Source organism: Ascidiaceihabitans donghaensis (genome assembly GCF_900302465.1).
GTDB classification, from domain to species: domain Bacteria; phylum Pseudomonadota; class Alphaproteobacteria; order Rhodobacterales; family Rhodobacteraceae; genus Ascidiaceihabitans; species Ascidiaceihabitans donghaensis.
On sequence record NZ_OMOR01000001.1, the window covers coordinates 848,273 to 865,278 of the forward strand.

Annotated in this window: 16 protein-coding genes; 8 read left to right on the top strand and 8 right to left on the bottom strand. The window is 54.8% G+C overall.

Translation table 11 applies throughout. The features are described 5' to 3' along the window. Nucleotides 1-71: 71 nt before the first annotated feature. Together ASD8599_RS04235 and ASD8599_RS04240 are read right to left on the bottom strand one after the other, a co-directional pair. Nucleotides 72-947 carry a TIGR01459 family HAD-type hydrolase gene (locus ASD8599_RS04235; RefSeq protein WP_108827382.1) on the bottom strand — a complete coding sequence of 292 codons (876 nt, stop codon included), beginning with the start codon at nt 945-947 and terminating at the stop codon, nt 72-74. 159 nt (nt 948-1,106) lie between these two features. Next, nucleotides 1,107-2,027 carry a manganese-dependent inorganic pyrophosphatase gene (locus tag ASD8599_RS04240; protein ID WP_108827383.1) on the bottom strand — a complete coding sequence of 307 codons (921 nt, stop codon included), beginning with the start codon at nt 2,025-2,027 and terminating at the stop codon, nt 1,107-1,109. Nucleotides 2,028-2,289: 262 nt separating this feature from the next. Here ASD8599_RS04240 and ASD8599_RS04245 point away from each other — a divergent pair, with 262 nt between their 5' ends. Next, nucleotides 2,290-2,970, top strand: coding sequence for a DUF2161 domain-containing phosphodiesterase (locus ASD8599_RS04245; protein WP_108829996.1), 681 nt, complete (start codon nt 2,290-2,292; stop codon nt 2,968-2,970). A 19-nt stretch (nt 2,971-2,989) separates the two neighbouring features. Here the strand turns inward: ASD8599_RS04245 and ASD8599_RS04250 are convergent, their stop codons facing one another. After that, a complete protein-coding gene (locus tag ASD8599_RS04250; RefSeq protein ID WP_108827384.1) occupies nt 2,990-3,979 on the bottom strand; it encodes a TraB/GumN family protein in 990 nt (329 codons plus the stop codon). Nucleotides 3,980-4,044: 65 nt separating this feature from the next. After that, complete coding sequence (locus tag ASD8599_RS04255; RefSeq protein ID WP_181364403.1) at nt 4,045-7,311, bottom strand: Hint domain-containing protein; 3,267 nt, start codon at nt 7,309-7,311, stop codon at nt 4,045-4,047. 243 nt (nt 7,312-7,554) lie between these two features. On the opposite strand from ASD8599_RS04255, the gene ASD8599_RS04260 reads away from it, so the two are divergent. The 5 genes from ASD8599_RS04260 (at nt 7,555) to ASD8599_RS04280 (ending at nt 12,550) form a co-directional block, all read left to right on the top strand. Beyond that, nucleotides 7,555-7,842 (top strand): co-chaperone GroES, encoded by a 288-nt coding sequence (locus ASD8599_RS04260; RefSeq protein ID WP_108827386.1) that lies wholly within the window; start codon nt 7,555-7,557, stop codon nt 7,840-7,842. 78 nt (nt 7,843-7,920) lie between these two features. Further along, nucleotides 7,921-9,561: a chaperonin GroEL gene (groL, locus tag ASD8599_RS04265; protein ID WP_108827387.1), complete on the top strand. Its 1,641-nt coding sequence runs from the start codon at nt 7,921-7,923 to the stop codon at nt 9,559-9,561. A 295-nt stretch (nt 9,562-9,856) separates the two neighbouring features. Continuing rightward, nucleotides 9,857-11,008 (top strand): ADP-ribosylglycohydrolase family protein, encoded by a 1,152-nt coding sequence (locus ASD8599_RS04270; protein ID WP_146188185.1) that lies wholly within the window; start codon nt 9,857-9,859, stop codon nt 11,006-11,008. 69 nt (nt 11,009-11,077) lie between these two features. After that, nucleotides 11,078-11,569: a GNAT family N-acetyltransferase gene (locus ASD8599_RS04275; RefSeq protein ID WP_108827389.1), complete on the top strand. Its 492-nt coding sequence runs from the start codon at nt 11,078-11,080 to the stop codon at nt 11,567-11,569. A gap of 132 nt (nt 11,570-11,701) precedes the next feature. Further along, on the top strand, nt 11,702-12,550 hold the full coding sequence (locus tag ASD8599_RS04280) for a DMT family transporter (RefSeq protein ID WP_108827390.1): 849 nt from the start codon (nt 11,702-11,704) through the stop codon (nt 12,548-12,550). Here the strand turns inward: ASD8599_RS04280 and ASD8599_RS04285 are convergent. Further along, nucleotides 12,516-12,980, bottom strand: coding sequence for an NUDIX domain-containing protein (locus tag ASD8599_RS04285; RefSeq protein ID WP_108827391.1), 465 nt, complete (start codon nt 12,978-12,980; stop codon nt 12,516-12,518). The genes ASD8599_RS04280 and ASD8599_RS04285 overlap by 35 nt on opposite strands. A gap of 75 nt (nt 12,981-13,055) precedes the next feature. Here ASD8599_RS04285 and ASD8599_RS04290 point away from each other — a divergent pair, with 75 nt between their 5' ends. Next, entirely contained in the window at nt 13,056-13,826 is a 771-nt protein-coding gene (locus tag ASD8599_RS04290) for an esterase/lipase family protein (protein ID WP_108827392.1), read from the top strand. Further along, nucleotides 13,816-14,958 carry an alpha-D-ribose 1-methylphosphonate 5-triphosphate diphosphatase gene (locus tag ASD8599_RS04295; RefSeq protein WP_422664758.1) on the top strand — a complete coding sequence of 381 codons (1,143 nt, stop codon included), beginning with the start codon at nt 13,816-13,818 and terminating at the stop codon, nt 14,956-14,958. The genes ASD8599_RS04290 and ASD8599_RS04295 overlap by 11 nt, the downstream gene beginning before the upstream one ends. Nucleotides 14,959-14,991: 33 nt before the next feature. Here ASD8599_RS04295 and ASD8599_RS04300 read toward each other — a convergent pair whose 3' ends face one another. The 3 genes from ASD8599_RS04300 to ASD8599_RS04310 form a co-directional block, all read right to left on the bottom strand. Further along, nucleotides 14,992-16,062 (bottom strand): 5-(carboxyamino)imidazole ribonucleotide synthase, encoded by a 1,071-nt coding sequence (locus tag ASD8599_RS04300; RefSeq protein ID WP_108827394.1) that lies wholly within the window; start codon nt 16,060-16,062, stop codon nt 14,992-14,994. Further along, nucleotides 16,055-16,549 carry a 5-(carboxyamino)imidazole ribonucleotide mutase gene (gene purE, locus ASD8599_RS04305; protein WP_108827395.1) on the bottom strand — a complete coding sequence of 165 codons (495 nt, stop codon included), beginning with the start codon at nt 16,547-16,549 and terminating at the stop codon, nt 16,055-16,057. The genes ASD8599_RS04300 and purE overlap by 8 nt, the downstream gene beginning before the upstream one ends. Nucleotides 16,550-16,688: 139 nt before the next feature. Continuing rightward, nucleotides 16,689-16,913 (bottom strand): YdcH family protein, encoded by a 225-nt coding sequence (locus tag ASD8599_RS04310; RefSeq protein WP_108827396.1) that lies wholly within the window; start codon nt 16,911-16,913, stop codon nt 16,689-16,691. Nucleotides 16,914-17,006: the final 93 nt, after the last annotated feature.

Below are 17,006 nucleotides of genomic sequence, written 5' to 3' on the forward strand. Positions count from 1 at the left end.
TTCTGACGCCTGCCGTCAGTCTCAAGTAACTTAATTACTTTGCAGGCGCAGAAAATCAAGCGAAAAAAGGGTCAGCGCAGATGTCCTATTGTGAAGGTTGGGGACGACATTTCTTTTTCTAAATAGGCACTTAGAAGATCTGGGTCAGGTTGGTCGATTGTTTTTGTTTCTGACGCGGCCAAGCCACCCGAGATGAATAGGGAATCAATGTCTTCACCAATGGCCCCTTTGATGTCGGTCAGGACCCCGTCGCCGATGGCCAAAATACGTGTGTCCGGAATATCCGCGCCCAGTTCTGCAAGCCGGCGGCGGGCAAGATCATAAATAGGGGGGTGGGGTTTACCGAAATACAGGCTTTCGCCGCCCATCTCTGTGTACAACTGGGCCAAAGCGCCCGCACACCATTCACGCACGTCGCCGCGGTCCACAACAATGTCAGGATTTGCACATAGCAATTTCATGCCTTTTTGCTTGGCATACAGAAAGTCGGCACGATTGACGTCAGGGTCGGCCATCGGATCAAAAGGGCCGCAGCAAACGATGCCCGTGGCCTCCTGCAGGGGCACACGCGAAATGTCCACAGGGGCGTCTAACAGGCTAAGTGGCTCAAAAAACTGCGCATCACGCCGTTCTTCGCCCATAAAGAACACCTTTTCACCAACGGCACCCCGAAACATCGCGGACCGTGCAGAATCGCCAGATGTGGCGATGGTGTCATAGGCATCATCAGGCACACCAAAGCCCAATAGCTGGTCTGCGACCCCGGCACGTGGTTTGGGTGAGTTGGTGACCAAGACCACTTTCCCACCCGTTTTGCGGTAGGCTTGTAACGCCTCAACAGCAGGGACATGGGCTGTGACACCGTTGTGGACGCAGCCCCACAAATCGACAAAAAGTGCGTCGTAGCGTTGGGACACTTCGGACAAAGCAGTGATGATTTGGGTCATTGGGAGGCTCCTTTGGCGTGGGTCAAATCACAGTTGCGGTTCATGAACAACGCATCTGGACAGATCCCGACATGTATTCTTTGAAAAACAATAAGGCGCACCAAGGTGCGCCTTACGAGATCACAGGTCAGTAAGGTGCAGTTCACTGCACCACACCGATCATACTTTCAGGTTTGGAATGATCTGCTTTTTACGGCTCATGATGCCTGGCAACACAACAGTGTCGCCCTTGACCGTCGCATCAAAGCTTTTCTCCGCGACGGTTTTGACCAGATCATTGGGAACCAGCAACGTCGCTTCTTCATTTAGAATGTCGATGACAAACAAAAGCACCTGATCCGCACCATCTTCGGCGGCAACGCCCGGCATGGACGCCATAAGGCTATCCTTACGGTCAATCAGGATTTGCGGTGCAGTGGTTTCCAGAACGGACACACGGAATTGTTTGCCGTCAACTTCGTATTCCTTGCTGTCCATCCGCAGCAATTCCGCGTCCGAGAAGGCGGACACATCTGATTTGGCTTCGAACATTTCCGCAGCATAGGCGGAAATGTCGACGTCCAGATCTTTGGCGAGATCATACGCGATGGCTTTGTCTTCTTGTGTCGTTGTGGGGCTGCGGAACTCTAGTGTGTCCGACAAGATGCAAGACAACATTGCCCCTTTCACGTCTTTAGGCATTTGCGCCATGTCTTTGCCGATCATTTTCCACATGATGGTGGCCGTACATGCCAAGGGTTCGATCCGGATGTCGATGGGGCCTTTGGTTTCCAGCCCACCCACCAGTTTGTGGTGATCAATGATAGCTGTGATGTCGCAATCGTTGATCCCTGTAGGCAATTCGGCGGGGTTGTTCGTATCCACGATGACCACTGGGGTGTCTGCCGCAACTTCGGACACGATTTCTGGTTTGTCCAAATTCCAGCGTTTCAGCACAAAGGCCGCTTCTGTGTTTGGCTCACCCAAGAGAACCGGCTTGGCCGATTGGCCTTTGATCTCGTTGAGATACCACGCCCAAATGATGGGGCTGCCTGTGCTGTCGGTGTCTGGTGATTTATGGCCAAAAACGAGAGTTGTCATGGGTGTATTCCTGCTCAAAGCGTCTGATTTACGCGCCTTATAGGACTGCTTATCGCGGTTGTCACCTGCGGCATTTTTTGCTGTTTCAATGATGAGGGGCGCTGCCCCTCAAACTCCCCGGGATATTTTTGGCGAAAAGAATCGGCGTAACGTTGTTATGGGTCTTGTGTTGCAGGTCTGGACCATTTGCAGGGTCCTCTCTGGTGTTGCGGATATTGTCACCTCTCTGGGCGCTTGGGCAAAACCCTGCTACGACGCCTGTATGGACGCATTTAAAGAGACCGATTTGTACCCGCCAATCAAAGCCTTCTTAGAGGGGCAAGGGTATGTCGTGAAATCCGAAGTTGGTGCTGCTGATGTGGTTGCGGTGCGTGGTGCAGAACCTGCCGTTATCGTCGAACTCAAGCTGGGGTTTTCGCTGACCTTGGTGCACCAATGCGTTGCACGATTGTCTATCACCGAGGACGTTTACATGGCCGTTGCACACGGATCGGGCAAACGGTTTTTGAAATCCGTAAAAGACATGACCAAATTGGCCCGCCGTTTGGGCTTGGGTTTGATTACAGTCAGGATTGCTGATGGTCTTGTTCAAGTTCATTGTGATCCTGGGCCCTATGCACCACGTAAATCTGCCAAACGGGAAGCACGTTTGTTGAAAGAGTTTGCAGGGCGGGTGGGTGATCCCAATGATGGCGGTCAGACCCGTGTTGGATTGATAACTGCCTATCGACAGGATGCAATCAAGGTCGCGCTATACCTTTTTGAAGTGGGCGCGTGCCGTGGTGCTGATGTGGCCCGTGAAACCCAAGTCGCGCGGGCTACGACAATGATGCGTGACAATCACTATGGCTGGTTTGAAAAGGTTGAAAAAGGCGTTTACGGACTGACGCCCCTTGGGGCTGATGCAGTTTCTGCTTCTGGACAAATTCTAGGCAGCAGTTAGCACCAGAACGGCGAGGCTCTCAAAACGGCTGACGTTCCATTTTATATCCGACGTTTTGCAACATCTTTAAAATTCCGTGCGGCCCTGATAAATGCCCCGCCCCAACAGCAATCACGATACGGGTGTCTTTTTGTGCTGCAATCACATCCATCCACGCCAGATTGCGTGCCACAAGCAAGTTGTCCAGAAGCGCATCAAAGGCCGTATCGAAGGCAACGGGTGCCATATCGACCTGCGCCTTGGTGATCACACGCGATGTGTCCATGACGGCGCCGTGATCTTCATCGAAGTATTGCGCGACCAAAGTGGCAACCGCGTCTTCGGCGGCTTTGACAGGCATTACCGACAATTTTAGCATTTCGATCTGGTCTTCGATCGGATCGTTACCGAAGATTTCAAACAATGTGTCCCAAGGCTCTAACGCGGCTGTCGGTACCCCGGCTTTCTTCGCCTCTGCCATGATACGGTGGTCCAGTCCGCGCCCGCCTTGCGCCATTTGCTGCATCACACAAGGGGGCAGCCCCAACACCAGACTTAAGTACCAAGGCTGAAATTTTGCAGCCATGAATGAAGGGATTCCACGGGCCTGTGCTGCTTCGGACAATGCGGCCCACTCTTCGGCAGACATCATGTCGATCAGGCTTGGCCCTGTCTGGATAAACATCACGTCCGGCTGCAGCGCCATGGCGTTTTCCAGAGCCCTTTCTTCCGCCTCGGTCGCCTCCACAAGAAGTAGATCCGCGCCTTGTAAAACGGGTTTTAGCTGTTTCACAATCGCGTCATGGCGAGGGTCATCTAGGTGCAAGGTACCGATGATGTTCAAACGCACATCTTCTTTCGTTGCAACCCAGTGATTGCCGTGCCGGAATGCTTGATCTTTCAGCCGGCTTTGCAGGTCGGATGATTGTGATGCCGATAATTGGTCGCGCAAGTCGACGCCGGTGCAGGCTGCCCAAGCGGATGTGCCGCACAAAAATAGACTAAGACAAAGGGCTGTGATGGCGCGCATTGTGGCTCCTGTTGCTGATTGTGTGCAGGATATGGGCCTGTTGCCTATGCTGCAACACCTATACGCTAGGCTGCTTGCAGGTCATGGCGCGGACAGGTCCAGCTGCGTTGTAAATTTCTTAAAAGCTGAACTTCAAAATGACGCAAACTGGGTCTGACACAAGCCATCGGGCTTTGTACGAAATCTGTGGCGGATTTGTTGTGATCTGCGCTTGGTTGGGAGTGGGTGCCATCGGTTTGGTAGCTTTCAGTGGCACAGCCTTCGGCGAAGATGATCTCATGGCGGGACAGAACGACATGGTAGTAGGTGATGTTGACCACTGGCATACGATAAACGGTTTTGCCGTCACATAGTGATTTTGCAGTCGCCAAGACTTCAGCCTGCCCAAACATAACTTCTGCTTGCGTGTCCCTAAGCATCATGCGGTGTGCGGGAGAGACGATCAACGCGGCTTTGTTGCCGAGCACGCCGGACTGGATCACAATTGGCGCGTGCCTTCCATAACCCGGAACAGTGTTGGACAAAACGGTACGCACCCTTTGCGCCCCATGGTCCAACGTGCAAACTTTGTGGTGCTGCGTGAGCCGTTCAATGGCAACAGGTCCTTGATCTGTTTCGATCATTGTGCCTTGCGTGAAGCATGCCAGATTGGTGTTATCCGTTGTCAAATCGGAGCCGCTGGCGCCGGAAAACGTCAATGAGCCATCCATGTTGGCGTTGTCATCATAATCGCCGGTGGATTGATTAAGCGTGTTGTCGTCCGCCAAATCGGCCCGTAATTCGAAAATGTCCGTGTAGTAATTGCTGAGATCGACAAAATCGTTGTTCGTGGTGTCGCCGTCATTCAACGCGCCGCTGTTGCCAGTGTTGAAGTCGGTGATCGTGTCGTTGCCACCGCCAGGGGAATAGACAAAGACATCGTCCCCGTCACCGCCTGTCAGGACGTCATCCCCGCCACCACCCTGCAATGTGTCGTTGCCGCTGCCGCCATCTAATGTCGCGTCGCCGCCCTGCGTCGAGATGCTGTCGTCGCCGTCTTCGCCGTAGAGTTGGTCGTTGGAATTGCCGTCTGTTTCGGATGAGGTGATGGTGTCGTTTCCACTGCCCCCGTAGATCGTGTCGTCATCTCCGAAGGTTTGTTCCTCTCCGGCTTCGATCCGATCGTTACCAGCACCGCCGTAGATGACGTCGCCTTGATCGCCACCGTCGATAGTGTCGTTGCCGTCGCCGCCACTTAGGCTGTCGTAGCCGTTGCCGCCCTCGATGCTATCGTCACCAGTACCACCCGTAACCGTGTCATCGCCGTCGCCTGCATCCACATCAATGCCAACGCCGTCCGCAGTGGCGTCGACCACATCTGCTTCGTCGGTCAGGATCAGATGTTCGATGTCGGTGAAGGTGATCGTGTCGGTTCCGTCGGTGATGGTTCCGGCCTTGTCGCCTGTGTAGGTGACTGTTACGGGCCCTGACACCGCGGACAGGTCGATAGTGTCGTAGTCGCTTCCTGTGCTGCCCCCAGAAATGGTGTCGTTTCCAAAACTGCCGTCCATGACGAAAGTGTCGGATCCTTCGCCGCCATCCAGACTGTCGTCGCCTGTGCCGCCGCGAATGATATCGTCGCCGTCGCCGCCAAGGATCGTGTCATCGCCGCCTTCACCACTCAGCGTGTCATTGCCGCCGCGCCCGTCCAGAATGTTGTTTCCAGAGTCGCCTGTGATCGAATCGCCTTGCGTGCCGCCCACGACATTTTCAAAGTTGCTGTATTGGTTGCCGTATTGATCAGAGCCGCTGGTGAGGTTGACATCATAGCGCAAGTTGCGCGTTTCGCCTTCGTCCACGTTGTAGGTGTCGATGCCGTCGCCACCATCCATGGTGTCGATGCCCCAATTGGACAGGATCGTGTCGTCCCCGGTGCCTCCGAAAATGCTGTTGTCACCTCGACCGCCGTCGATGCGGTCATTGCCTGCACCGCCGTCGATGGTATCGTTTTCAATGGTGCTGCCGCCATAGATACTGTCGTCACCGTCTCCGCCAAGGATGCTGTCGCGCCCCGCACCGCCGTCAATAGTATCTGCGCCACTTCCACCACTAAGCGTATCGTTGCCCGCCCCGCCATCGATTGAATCATCGCCTTCGCCCCCATCAATCGTATCTGCCCCATCCCCTCCCTCAAGGGTATCTGCTTCAAGGCCGCCGTCTAAACTGTCGCTTCCTGAGCCGCCAATGATCGTATCGTTGCCGCTGCCACCCTCGATTGTATCGTTTCCGTCGCCGCCAGAGAGGGTGTCGTCCCCGTAGCCGCCATCAATACTGTCGTTGCCCGCGCCGCCTTCAATGGTGTCACCGCCACGTCCACCGATCACTGTGTCATCCCCGGCCGCAGTGTCAACATTGATGCCCTGATGATCGCCACTCTTTCCGGAGTGGACAACGCTAGCGTCAACATAATCGTTGTGTTCGGTCAGGATCAGGTTTTCGACTTCACTGAACGTGATTGTGCTGACGCCGTCGGTGATGGTGCCGGATTCTTCTCCGGTGTAGGTGACCGTGACAGGCCCGCTGAGATGTTGCAGGTCGATCGTGTCGAAATCGCTACCGCCTTCACCGCCGATGATCGTGTCGTTGCCAAAGTTGTCATGCAGAATAAAGGTGTCGCTGCCGCTGCCGCCCTCGGCATAATCCGCGCCACCCCACATCGAAATGACATCGTCCCCATCGCCGCCCTTTAGGGTATCGTTACCTTCGTCGCCTTCTATCGTGTCGTTGCCGCTGCCGCCTTCAATACTGTCGTCGCCTAAGCCACCGGATAAAAAATCATCACCAGAACCGCCGGCTATTGAGTCATTTCCGTCGCCGCCTTCAATGCTGTCATTATCGGTGCCGCCATCAATTGTGTCGTCGTCACCGCCGCCGTCGATGGTGTCGCTGCCGGCTGAACCAAAAATGGTGTCATTGCCGCTACCGCCAGAAATACTGTCGTTGTCGCCTTCCCCATCAATGCTATCATTGCCTGCGCCCCCATCGATGGTGTCATCGCCCGAATAACCTAGAATGGTGTCGCTGCCGTCCCCGCCACTGATGGAATCGTCGCCGGTCCAACCATCGACATAATCGTCTCCTTCGCCAGCGTTGACTGTATCATGGCCGCCACCAGAGACGACGCGATCATTGCCCGCCCCGGAATCAACGGAATCTGCACCGCTGCCAGTGCTAACAGTATCATTGCCAGCGTTAGAAGTGACGGTGTCATTCCCGCCGCCTCCGTTTATGGAGTCGTTTTCACTTCCGGTGTTAATGTTTTCACTGCCACTGCCACCATTTACCGTCGCCATTGTCGCACCCCTGAAACTGCTAATCCCGTCAGGTGCGATGGTTAATACAAAGCAAGCTAACAGCAGGTTTCTTGTCACGGCATTTCTGTTTCGCATTTTTGCAAAATTTTTACGGTCCCTTTCCTTGACTCGCCCCATGCACATGCCTAGCTATGCGCCGTTATCACTCGAACTGACTGAGTGCTAACGGCCTTGGATGACCAAGGTCAGGGAGAAACTTTGATCCTTTGAGGAGCTACAAAGATGGCATTGAAACCGCTTCATGACCGTGTGCTGGTACGCCGCACCGAAAGCGACGAAAAAACAGCTGGCGGGTTGATCATTCCCGAAAGCGCGAAAGAGAAACCAAGCGAAGGCGAAGTTGTATCTACAGGCGAAGGCGCCCGTAAAGACAGCGGTGAGCTGATCGCAATGGCTGTTAAAGCCGGCGACAAAATCCTGTTCGGCAAATGGTCCGGAACAGAAGTCACCGTTGAAGGCGAAGAGCTTTTGATGATGAAAGAATCCGACATCATGGGCATCATCGAGTAAACCTTTTCGGTTGTCTCGTAAGGTGCATTTCAATGCACCACCCCTCTCGATATTTGAATACTCTTAAGGAGAAACAACATGGCTGCTAAGGACGTAAAGTTCGGCACAGACGCCCGCAACCGTATGCTGGATGGCGTGAACATTCTTGCAAACGCTGTCAAAGTCACATTGGGCCCAAAGGGTCGTAACGTGGTTCTGGACAAATCTTTCGGCGCACCGCGCATCACCAAAGATGGTGTATCCGTGGCGAAAGAAATCGAACTGGAAGACAAGTTCGAAAACATGGGCGCACAAATGGTGAAAGAAGTTGCTTCTCGCACCAATGACGAAGCTGGCGACGGTACAACAACCGCGACAGTTTTGGCCCAAGCCATCGTCAAAGAAGGCATGAAGTCGGTTGCCGCTGGCATGAACCCAATGGACCTCAAGCGCGGCATCGATCTGGCGACAACAACTGTTGTTGAAGCGATCAAATCTGCTGCACGTGAAGTTAACGATTCTGCTGAAGTTGCTCAGGTCGGTACGATCTCTGCAAACGGCGAAGCCGAAATCGGTCAACAAATCGCAGACGCGATGCAAAAAGTTGGCAACGAAGGCGTTATCACTGTTGAAGAGAACAAAGGCCTGGAAACAGAAACCGATGTTGTTGAAGGCATGCAGTTCGACCGCGGCTACCTGTCCCCTTACTTTGTCACAAACCCTGACAAAATGACGACAGAACTCGAAGACTGCATCATCTTGTTGCACGAGAAGAAACTGTCTTCCTTGCAGCCAATGGTTCCATTGCTCGAGCAGGTCATCCAGTCCCAGAAGCCGCTCTTGATCATCGCAGAAGATGTTGAAGGCGAAGCTTTGGCGACGTTGGTCGTGAACAAACTGCGCGGCGGCCTGAAAATTGCAGCTGTTAAAGCACCTGGTTTCGGCGATCGTCGCAAAGCCATGTTGCAAGACATCGCGATCCTGACAGGCGGCCAAGTGATTTCCGAAGACCTCGGCATGAAGCTTGAATCCGTCACAATGGACATGCTGGGTTCCGCCAAGCGCGTCGCTATCACCAAAGATGAAACAACAATCATCGATGGCAACGGCGACAGCGGCGAAATCGAAGCACGCGTCACACAAATCCGTCAGCAGACAGAAGAAACCACGTCTGACTACGACAAAGAGAAGCTGCAAGAGCGCGTTGCCAAATTGGCTGGCGGTGTTGCTGTGATCCGCGTTGGCGGCATGACAGAAGTAGAAGTCAAAGAGCGCAAAGACCGCGTTGACGATGCATTGAACGCGACACGTGCCGCGGTTCAAGAAGGTATCGTTGTTGGTGGTGGTGTTGCTCTGGTTCAGGCGGCCAAGCTGCTTGAAGGCGTGACAGGCGCAAACAACGACCAGAACGTTGGTATCTCCATCGTGCGTAAAGCCATCGAAGCGCCATTGCGCCAGATCGCTGAAAACGCGGGCGTAGACGGCGCTGTTGTTGCGGGCAAAATCCGCGAGAGCGACGACCTGACATTCGGCTTCAACGCGCAAACAGAAGAATATGGCGACATGTTCTCGTTCGGCGTCATTGACCCGGCCAAAGTTGTGCGCACAGCGCTTCAGGACGCAGCATCCGTTGCATCCTTGCTGATCACAACAGAAGCTATGGTTGCTGATCGTCCCGCCAAAGACGGCGGCGGCGCACCAGCAATGCCCGACATGGGCGGCATGGGCGGCATGATGTAAGACGACTTTGGTAAATCCAAAGCCTGTCTGCACGACGCAAACAGAAATGCAAAAGGGCCTTCGGGCCCTTTTGTCATGAGAGGGTTTGTCTCCGTAGTGTCCGGTTGTTCACGCTTTCAATGCGCTGGGCGCCCCGGGTGTTATGGTACAGAAGCGCTGGTCCCATAGGGGGGATTTCTTTTGGGCTTGCATGATCCCGGAATCTTTCAAAAGGTTTTGTGATCGAAACACTCTAGATAGAACGCAGGCCATATGATCTGGTCAGTTTGAAGTGTCAGATTTTTTGGGAAACGTCATGCTTGTAAAAGAACGCGCAAAAAACCTTGTTCTTGGCGCACTTGTTGCAGACGCCGCGACCATGGGAACACATTGGATCTACGATCAAGATCACATTGCCAAACTTGCCCCGTCTACTCCGGAGTTTCGTGCCCCGAATGCTGCGGATTATCAGGGCGTACCGGGCTATTTCGCCCATGAGGGGCGTAAAGTCGGCGATTTGTCCCAATATGGTGAACAAGCACTGGTCCTTTTGCGTTCGGTTGCCGCAAATGACGGCGCATACGATGCGCCACATTACGCCGCCGCATTTCGCAGCCATTTCGGATATGGCGGTGCGTTTACCGGATACATTGATCACGCCACCAGAGAGACTTTGAACAATTTCCTGCGTGCTGAAGACGCCGCTTTGGCGCAGGTCAAAGGTATTGCCTTCCATGGAAATCCCAAAGTGACTGTCGCGATGATTGCAAAGGCTTTGGCTTTAACGCGACAGTTCTCTGGCCCTGTTTTGCGCACTGAATTCGAACAAGCGGTGCGATTGACGCATGATGATGATGCAACGGTTGACTATGGCTTTCGGGTTCTGGATGAAATTTTGGCGATGACGCCGGTTTTCGGGGCTTGGGACGTGCAATTGCCTGCGATTTCAAAGCTGCCGGGATTGGCATTATGCTTTGCGCAGGATAATGGCGATGGCGTGCTGCAGGACGCATGGTCTGCGGTGCGAACCACCAACGATCACCCCACGGCGCAGGCACACGGGCGTATGGTTGCGCGCATGATGCAGCGGGCTGTTCACGGTGACACAGTGCGCCAGCTTGTTGATGCTGGCCGCGCAGAAGCCAGTCCAGAGGTGGACACGTTGTTGGCGGATGCGCTGGGCCGCATGGACGAAGATGCAAATTCTGTCACACGTCATTTCGGATTGGCCTGCGATCTGGACTATGGCGTCCCTGCGGCTGTGCACAATGTGATGACTGCTGGCAGCTTCACTGCCGCTGTGCGCCGCAACATCTATGCAGGGGGCGACAATTGTGGGCGCTCGATATTGGTTGGGGCGTTGTGTGGAGCGGTGTACGGTGTTGGTGGGGACAAAGGCATTCCGCACGCTTGGCTGGAAAAATTGACGTGCTGTGACGATGTTGAAGAGTTGCGTGTGGATGCCTGAAGGTGACACGAAGGGATGTGTAAGATGGTCCCGTCACCGTTTTGGCCAAAAAGATGAAAAGACGAACTTATGATCCAGTTTCCTGACCATATGCGTCCAATGCAACAAGGCGAAGAAGATGCTGTAGACGCTTTGCTGAGCGATGCGTTTGATGACCCGTCCGAAGCACGACTGGTGCGGCAGCTGCGCCGCACCAAAGCCATCGCTGGTGAAACGGTTTTGCCGATGGGGGACAGAATTGTCGGCTATTACGCCTTGTCCCGGATGGTTGCGCCAAAGGGGTGGTTGTGTTTGGCGCCGGTGGCCGTGGCACGTGATGTGCAAGGACGGCGGTTTTGTACCCGAATGATGGGAATGTTGACGGAATGGGCGCGGATGTCAGACACCTACGTGGTGGTTCTGGGCAAAGTCTCGCTTTATGAACGCGGTGGTTTTAGCCATGCGAGAACGGCCAATCTGACGTCCCCTTACCCCGGCAGCCATTTGATGTTGGCAGGGCCGGGCAGTAATGTGCCAACACAGACACTGGTGTACCCGAAACCGTTTCAGGACTTGGACTAGGCTTGCGGTGTAAGGCGTGGCCTGCCGCGCCGTCAAAGGGTGCAAAATGCACCGGCCCCAAGAACCAAATTGTGAACGACATTTTGTAAGGTGGTCCTTGGCCCACCACTTTTTCAGGACTACGATCACCCCATGCATTTGATTTTGCTTGTTACCCTTACCATGATTGCTTTTGCCGCCAACTCAGTTCTGAACAGGTTGGCAGTGGATGGTGGATACATTGACCCCTCTAGCTTTGCAGTGATCCGGGTTCTGGCCGGTGCTGTTGTGTTGGGCATGGTGCTCAGCGCACGGGGCGGGCAATTGCCGCTCATGAAACGGGGGCGCATTGTTGGGGCACTCAGCCTGTCTGCGTACATGATCGGGTTTTCGCTGGCCTATGCCACGCTTGATGCGGGGCTTGGTGCGTTGATCTTGTTTGGCGTTGTGCAAATCGTGATGTTTGCATGGGGGGCTGCCACAGGTGCGCGACCTACTGTGCGCCAGATGGCGGGGGCGGGCATCGCTTTTGTGGGGCTGTTGATTGCGTTGTGGCCGGGGCCGGGTGGTATTGCGGACGCGGGCGGGGCCATATTGATGACAATCGCAGGCATTGGATGGGCCGCCTATACGCTTGCAGGTCGCGGCGCACCAAATCCACTGGGCGCGACGGCGGCCAACTTCATTCTGGCATTGCCAATTCTGGCCCTGTTGCTTGTGGGGCAGGGGCTGTCTGCGAATATGACGGGCGTTGGTTTGGCCGCTCTTGCAGGTGGTGTCACCTCGGGGCTGGGATACACGCTTTGGTACGCCGTTTTGCCCCGCTTGCCTGCGTCAACAGCGGCCGTGGTACAGCTGAGCGTGCCCATCATTGCCATTATCGGCGGCGCCCTGTTGCTGGGCGAAGCCGTTACCGGCGTCATTCTGATTGCAGCGGGTTTTGTTGTGGGGGGGATTGCGTTGGCCGTTACGACACAATCGCTTCCAAAGGATCGTAAGTAATGGGAACGGCGGTGTTGTGGTCTGCAAATGCCACAGCCCCTAAACTGTCAGGCTTGTGATTGACCGATGCCAATTCGTCTTTTGTGACCCAATGGTGTCGACTGACAATGGATTCTGGATCGACCCAGCCTTCAGGCACTTGTGCGGACCCCATCAAGGTGCAGTGAAAGAACACTTCCATCTGGTGATACCCCGACCGTGGATCATGGAATTCGTTCACAAGGGCAGGGGCACCCACCCGCACCCTAAGCCCGGTTTCTTCATAGACTTCACGGGCCAAATTTTGGGGTAAGCTGCTGCCTGGCTCTGCCCCGCCACCGGGGGCACACATCAAATCGTAGCGGGCATCTTTCCATGCGTTGACCAACAACAAGCGGTCCTCATGCACGATTAATGCACGTACAGCGCAGCGGATAGGGCGTTTGGACATGTTTTGCCTTTGAAGACTACCGGAATTCCTGACCTACCATTCCATATAGGGCACAGAAGGTCTATCTGGTGCGTCATGAGATATGCATTGGCCCTTTTGACTTTTTTGATCTTGCCCCGGCTTGCTGCGGCAGAGTGTGTGATTTTGCTGCATGGGCTGGCGCGCACGGATGTGTCCTTTGCGGTCATGGAAACGGTGCTTGAGGCCGAAGGGTACACAGTTGTGAACCCCGGCTACCCGTCGCGGGATGCAAAAGTGTCGGTGCTGGCGGATCAGACGTTGCCTGATGCCTTTGCCGCATGCGGGACGCAAAAGGCGCATGTCGTCACCCACTCGATGGGGGGGATATTGTTGCGCGATTGGTTAAGCCGCAATGATGCACCGACATTGGACCATGTGGTCATGCTGGCCCCGCCAAATCAGGGCAGCGAAGTTGTTGATGTGTTGGGGGATGTTTACGGCTTTGGATTGTTAAACGGTCCCGCAGGCGGGCAGCTTGGAACAGGGGCCGACAGCCTGCCGCGACGCTTGCCGCCCGTAGACTTCACGCTTGGGGTCATTGCTGGCGATCAATCGCTGAATGCTTATTTTTCGTCCGTTTTGCCCGGCCCCGACGATGGCAAAGTCAGCGTGGCATCCACGCGTGTGCAAGGCATGACAGACCATATTGTGCTGCCGGTCACTCATACATTTATGATGAACAACTTGCGTGTCATCACCGAAACACTTGTCTTTTTGAAGGAAGGGCAATTCGACCATGACCTGACATGGGGCGAAGCTGTTTTGTCGCGGTTGGGATGCGAAGGCGAAGATTGCTTGATCGGGGGCGTGCGTGTTGAACGTTGAATTTACCGGCGCAGATGTCCTTGGCGCAGCGGGTTTCGAAGACCGGACCCTCAGCATCACAGATGGCGTAATCTCGGATCAAAACATGCCGCGCCGGGTGGATCTGTCGGGCTTTCGGATTCTGCCGGGTATCATCGACGTACATGGCGATGGCTTTGAGCGGCACTTGGCCCCCAGACGTGGTGCCATGAAACAGATGCATGAAGGCCTGCTGGCCGCCGAGGCAGAGCTTGCAGCCAACGGAATCACAACAGGCGTCATGGCACAATTCGCCAGCTGGGAAGGTGGCTTGCGGTCGATGGATTTTGCCGATCAGGTGCTCTGTGCGATCCGCGACACCCGCGGCGCAATGGTGACTGATATCCGCCCGCAATTGCGGTTCGAAACGCATTTGTTGGATGACTATGACGGGTTGCCCGAAAAAATTGCGGACTGGGGTGTGGAATACGTTGTGTTTAACGACCACCTGCCACACGACAGGCTGGCCGAAGGGCGCAAACCGCCGCGTGTTGTGGGGCAGGCATTGAAAGCAGGGCGCAACCCCGAAGTTCATTTCGCCATGATGCTAGAGATGCATCGCCGTACAAATGAAGTGCCTGCAGCGTTGGATGCGCTGTGTGCCCGACTTCAAACCCAAGGCGTGCAGATGGGCAGCCATGACGACAGCACACAAATGGGCTGTGCCACATGGCAGGCACGGGGTGTGCATGTTGCGGAATTTCCCGAAACGCTTGAAGCGGCAGAAGCGACAAAGTCAGCGCAGGGCCGCGTCGTGTTGGGCGCGCCCAATGTGGTGCGTGGGGGATCCCACAAGGGCAATGTCAGCGCACTTGATCTGATCATCATGGGACATTGCGATGCCATCGCGTCGGATTATCATTACCCCAGCCCGCGCCGGGCCGCCTTGATGCTGGCCAAAAGCGGCGCAATGGATTTTGCGCAAGCTTGGGGGCTGGTGTCCAAAGGGCCGGCAGACGTGCTTGGGCTAAAAGATCGGGGTCAGCTGAAAGCAGGCTTGCGGGCCGATCTGGTTGTATTGGACGCACAGGACAAAGTCGCCGCAACCCTGTCACAGGGCCGCGTGAGTTACATGTCCGGTGATATTGCGGATCGATTTGTAAACGCCTTTTAGGCGTCGATCCGACACTCAATCGCAAGTCGCGCGTTATGGATGGATAATCCGGTTTATGTGGCCCATTTTGCGGCCCGGCTTTACCTCTGCCTTGCCATACAAATGCAACGCCACATTTGGGGTCGTCGCAAGCTCCGGTACACGGTTCATGTCGTCGCCGATCAGGTTTTCCATCTCGACGTCGGAATGGCGCTTGCCGTCCCCCAGCGCCCACCCTGCAACCGCACGAATGTGCTGTTCAAACTGATCGACAACACAGCCATTTTGGGTCCAGTGCCCTGAATTGTGCACCCGAGGGGCGATTTCGTTGACGATCAAACCGGTTGGCGTGACAAACAACTCAACTCCCAAAACACCAATGTAATCCAATGCATTCAGGATGTTGGCTGCGATCAAAACGGCATCTGTGCGCAATGACGCTGACAGCTTTGCAGGCACAGTCGTGGTGTGCAAAATGCCGTCACGATGCACATTCTGGCCGGGATCGAAACAGGTCACGTCCCCGCCTGCACTGCGTGCCGCGATAACCGATATTTCAAAGCTGAAGTCGACAAAGCCTTCCAGAACAGCCGGAGCACCTGCCATAGACGCAAAAGCATCGGCAGCCTCCGAGACATCCATAATGCGGGCTTGCCCCTTGCCGTCATATCCAAACCGACGTGTTTTCAAGATCGAGGCCGCACCGATGGTCGCCATTGCAGCATCTAACGCTGCCATGTCTGGAATGTCGGCATAAGGGGCGACTTTCAAGCCAAGGCTTTCCAAAAAGGACTTTTCTGTCAGACGATCTTGGGAAATTCGCAAAGCTTCGCGGCCCGGGCGGATAGGTTTGAGCGTCTCCAGAACATCAAGAGCGGACGTCGGGATGTTTTCAAATTCGTATGTGATGACGTCAACGGAATTTGCAAATGCCTTTAGGGCGCCTGCGTCGTCGTAAGATGCCGTGGTCACGGAATGTGCAACGTCGCCCGCAGGGGGCTGCGCACCGGGTTCAAAAATGTGGGTCTTCAGGCCCAGGCGGGATGCCGCAACACACAGCATGCGCCCAAGCTGTCCACCCCCTAGAATGCCAATGGTTGCGCCGGTGGGAAGGGGATCATTCATCTGAAGGCTCATCTGGAATAGAAGCGGAAAGGGCCACGCGCCATGCGTCAAGGCGCTGGGCCAGGGCGGGATCGTTCAGGGCAAGAATACCAGCGGCCATTAGGCCGGCGTTCTTGGCACCTGCGGCCCCGATGGCCATTGTGGCGACAGGAAAGCCGCGCGGCATTTGCAATATGGAATACAGGCTGTCTACACCCGACAAGGCCTGGGTTTGAACAGGCACACCAATCACAGGCACACGCGTCTTTGATGCCATCATGCCGGGCAAATGTGCGGCCCCGCCTGCACCTGCAATGATAACTTGCAAACCACGATCCACAGCAGTTTTACCGTAGTCCCAAAGGCGGTCGGGGGTACGATGTGCCGACACAATCTTTTTTTCATAGGGAATGCCCAGTTCGTCCAGAACGTCGGCAGCTTCGCGCATGGTGGGCCAATCAGATTGACTGCCCATGATTATGCCAACAGGCGGGGTTATGTCAGTCATTCGGGCACGGCCTTTTAGTGCGATAAAAACGCACTATACTTAGGAACAAGACTAAGGCAACGGGGTGTGGAATTTTTCGAAAATTCCACGTCGTTTTCTTCCAAAGAAAACGCCTGCACCAAGCCGCTGCCGATTGGTTTTAAGCGATGATGTCGGGCGTCAGGCGGTCTTCTATCCGCGCGATGCGATCTTTCAACGCCAGTTTTTGCTTTTTCAGGCGCCGGATTGTCAATTGGTCGGAGACAGCTTTTTCGGCCAAAGCCGCAATAGCACTGTCCAGATCACGATGTTCGGACCGAAACACTTCAAGTTCGACCCGCAACACTTCGTCTGTCTTCATGGCAATGTCTGACTGCGCGTTCATACAAACGAATCCCGATTATGAAATGAAACCTTAATATACTGTGATGCATTAAATGCGCATAGCCCTTGTTCTGTAGGATTTTTCTTACCATAT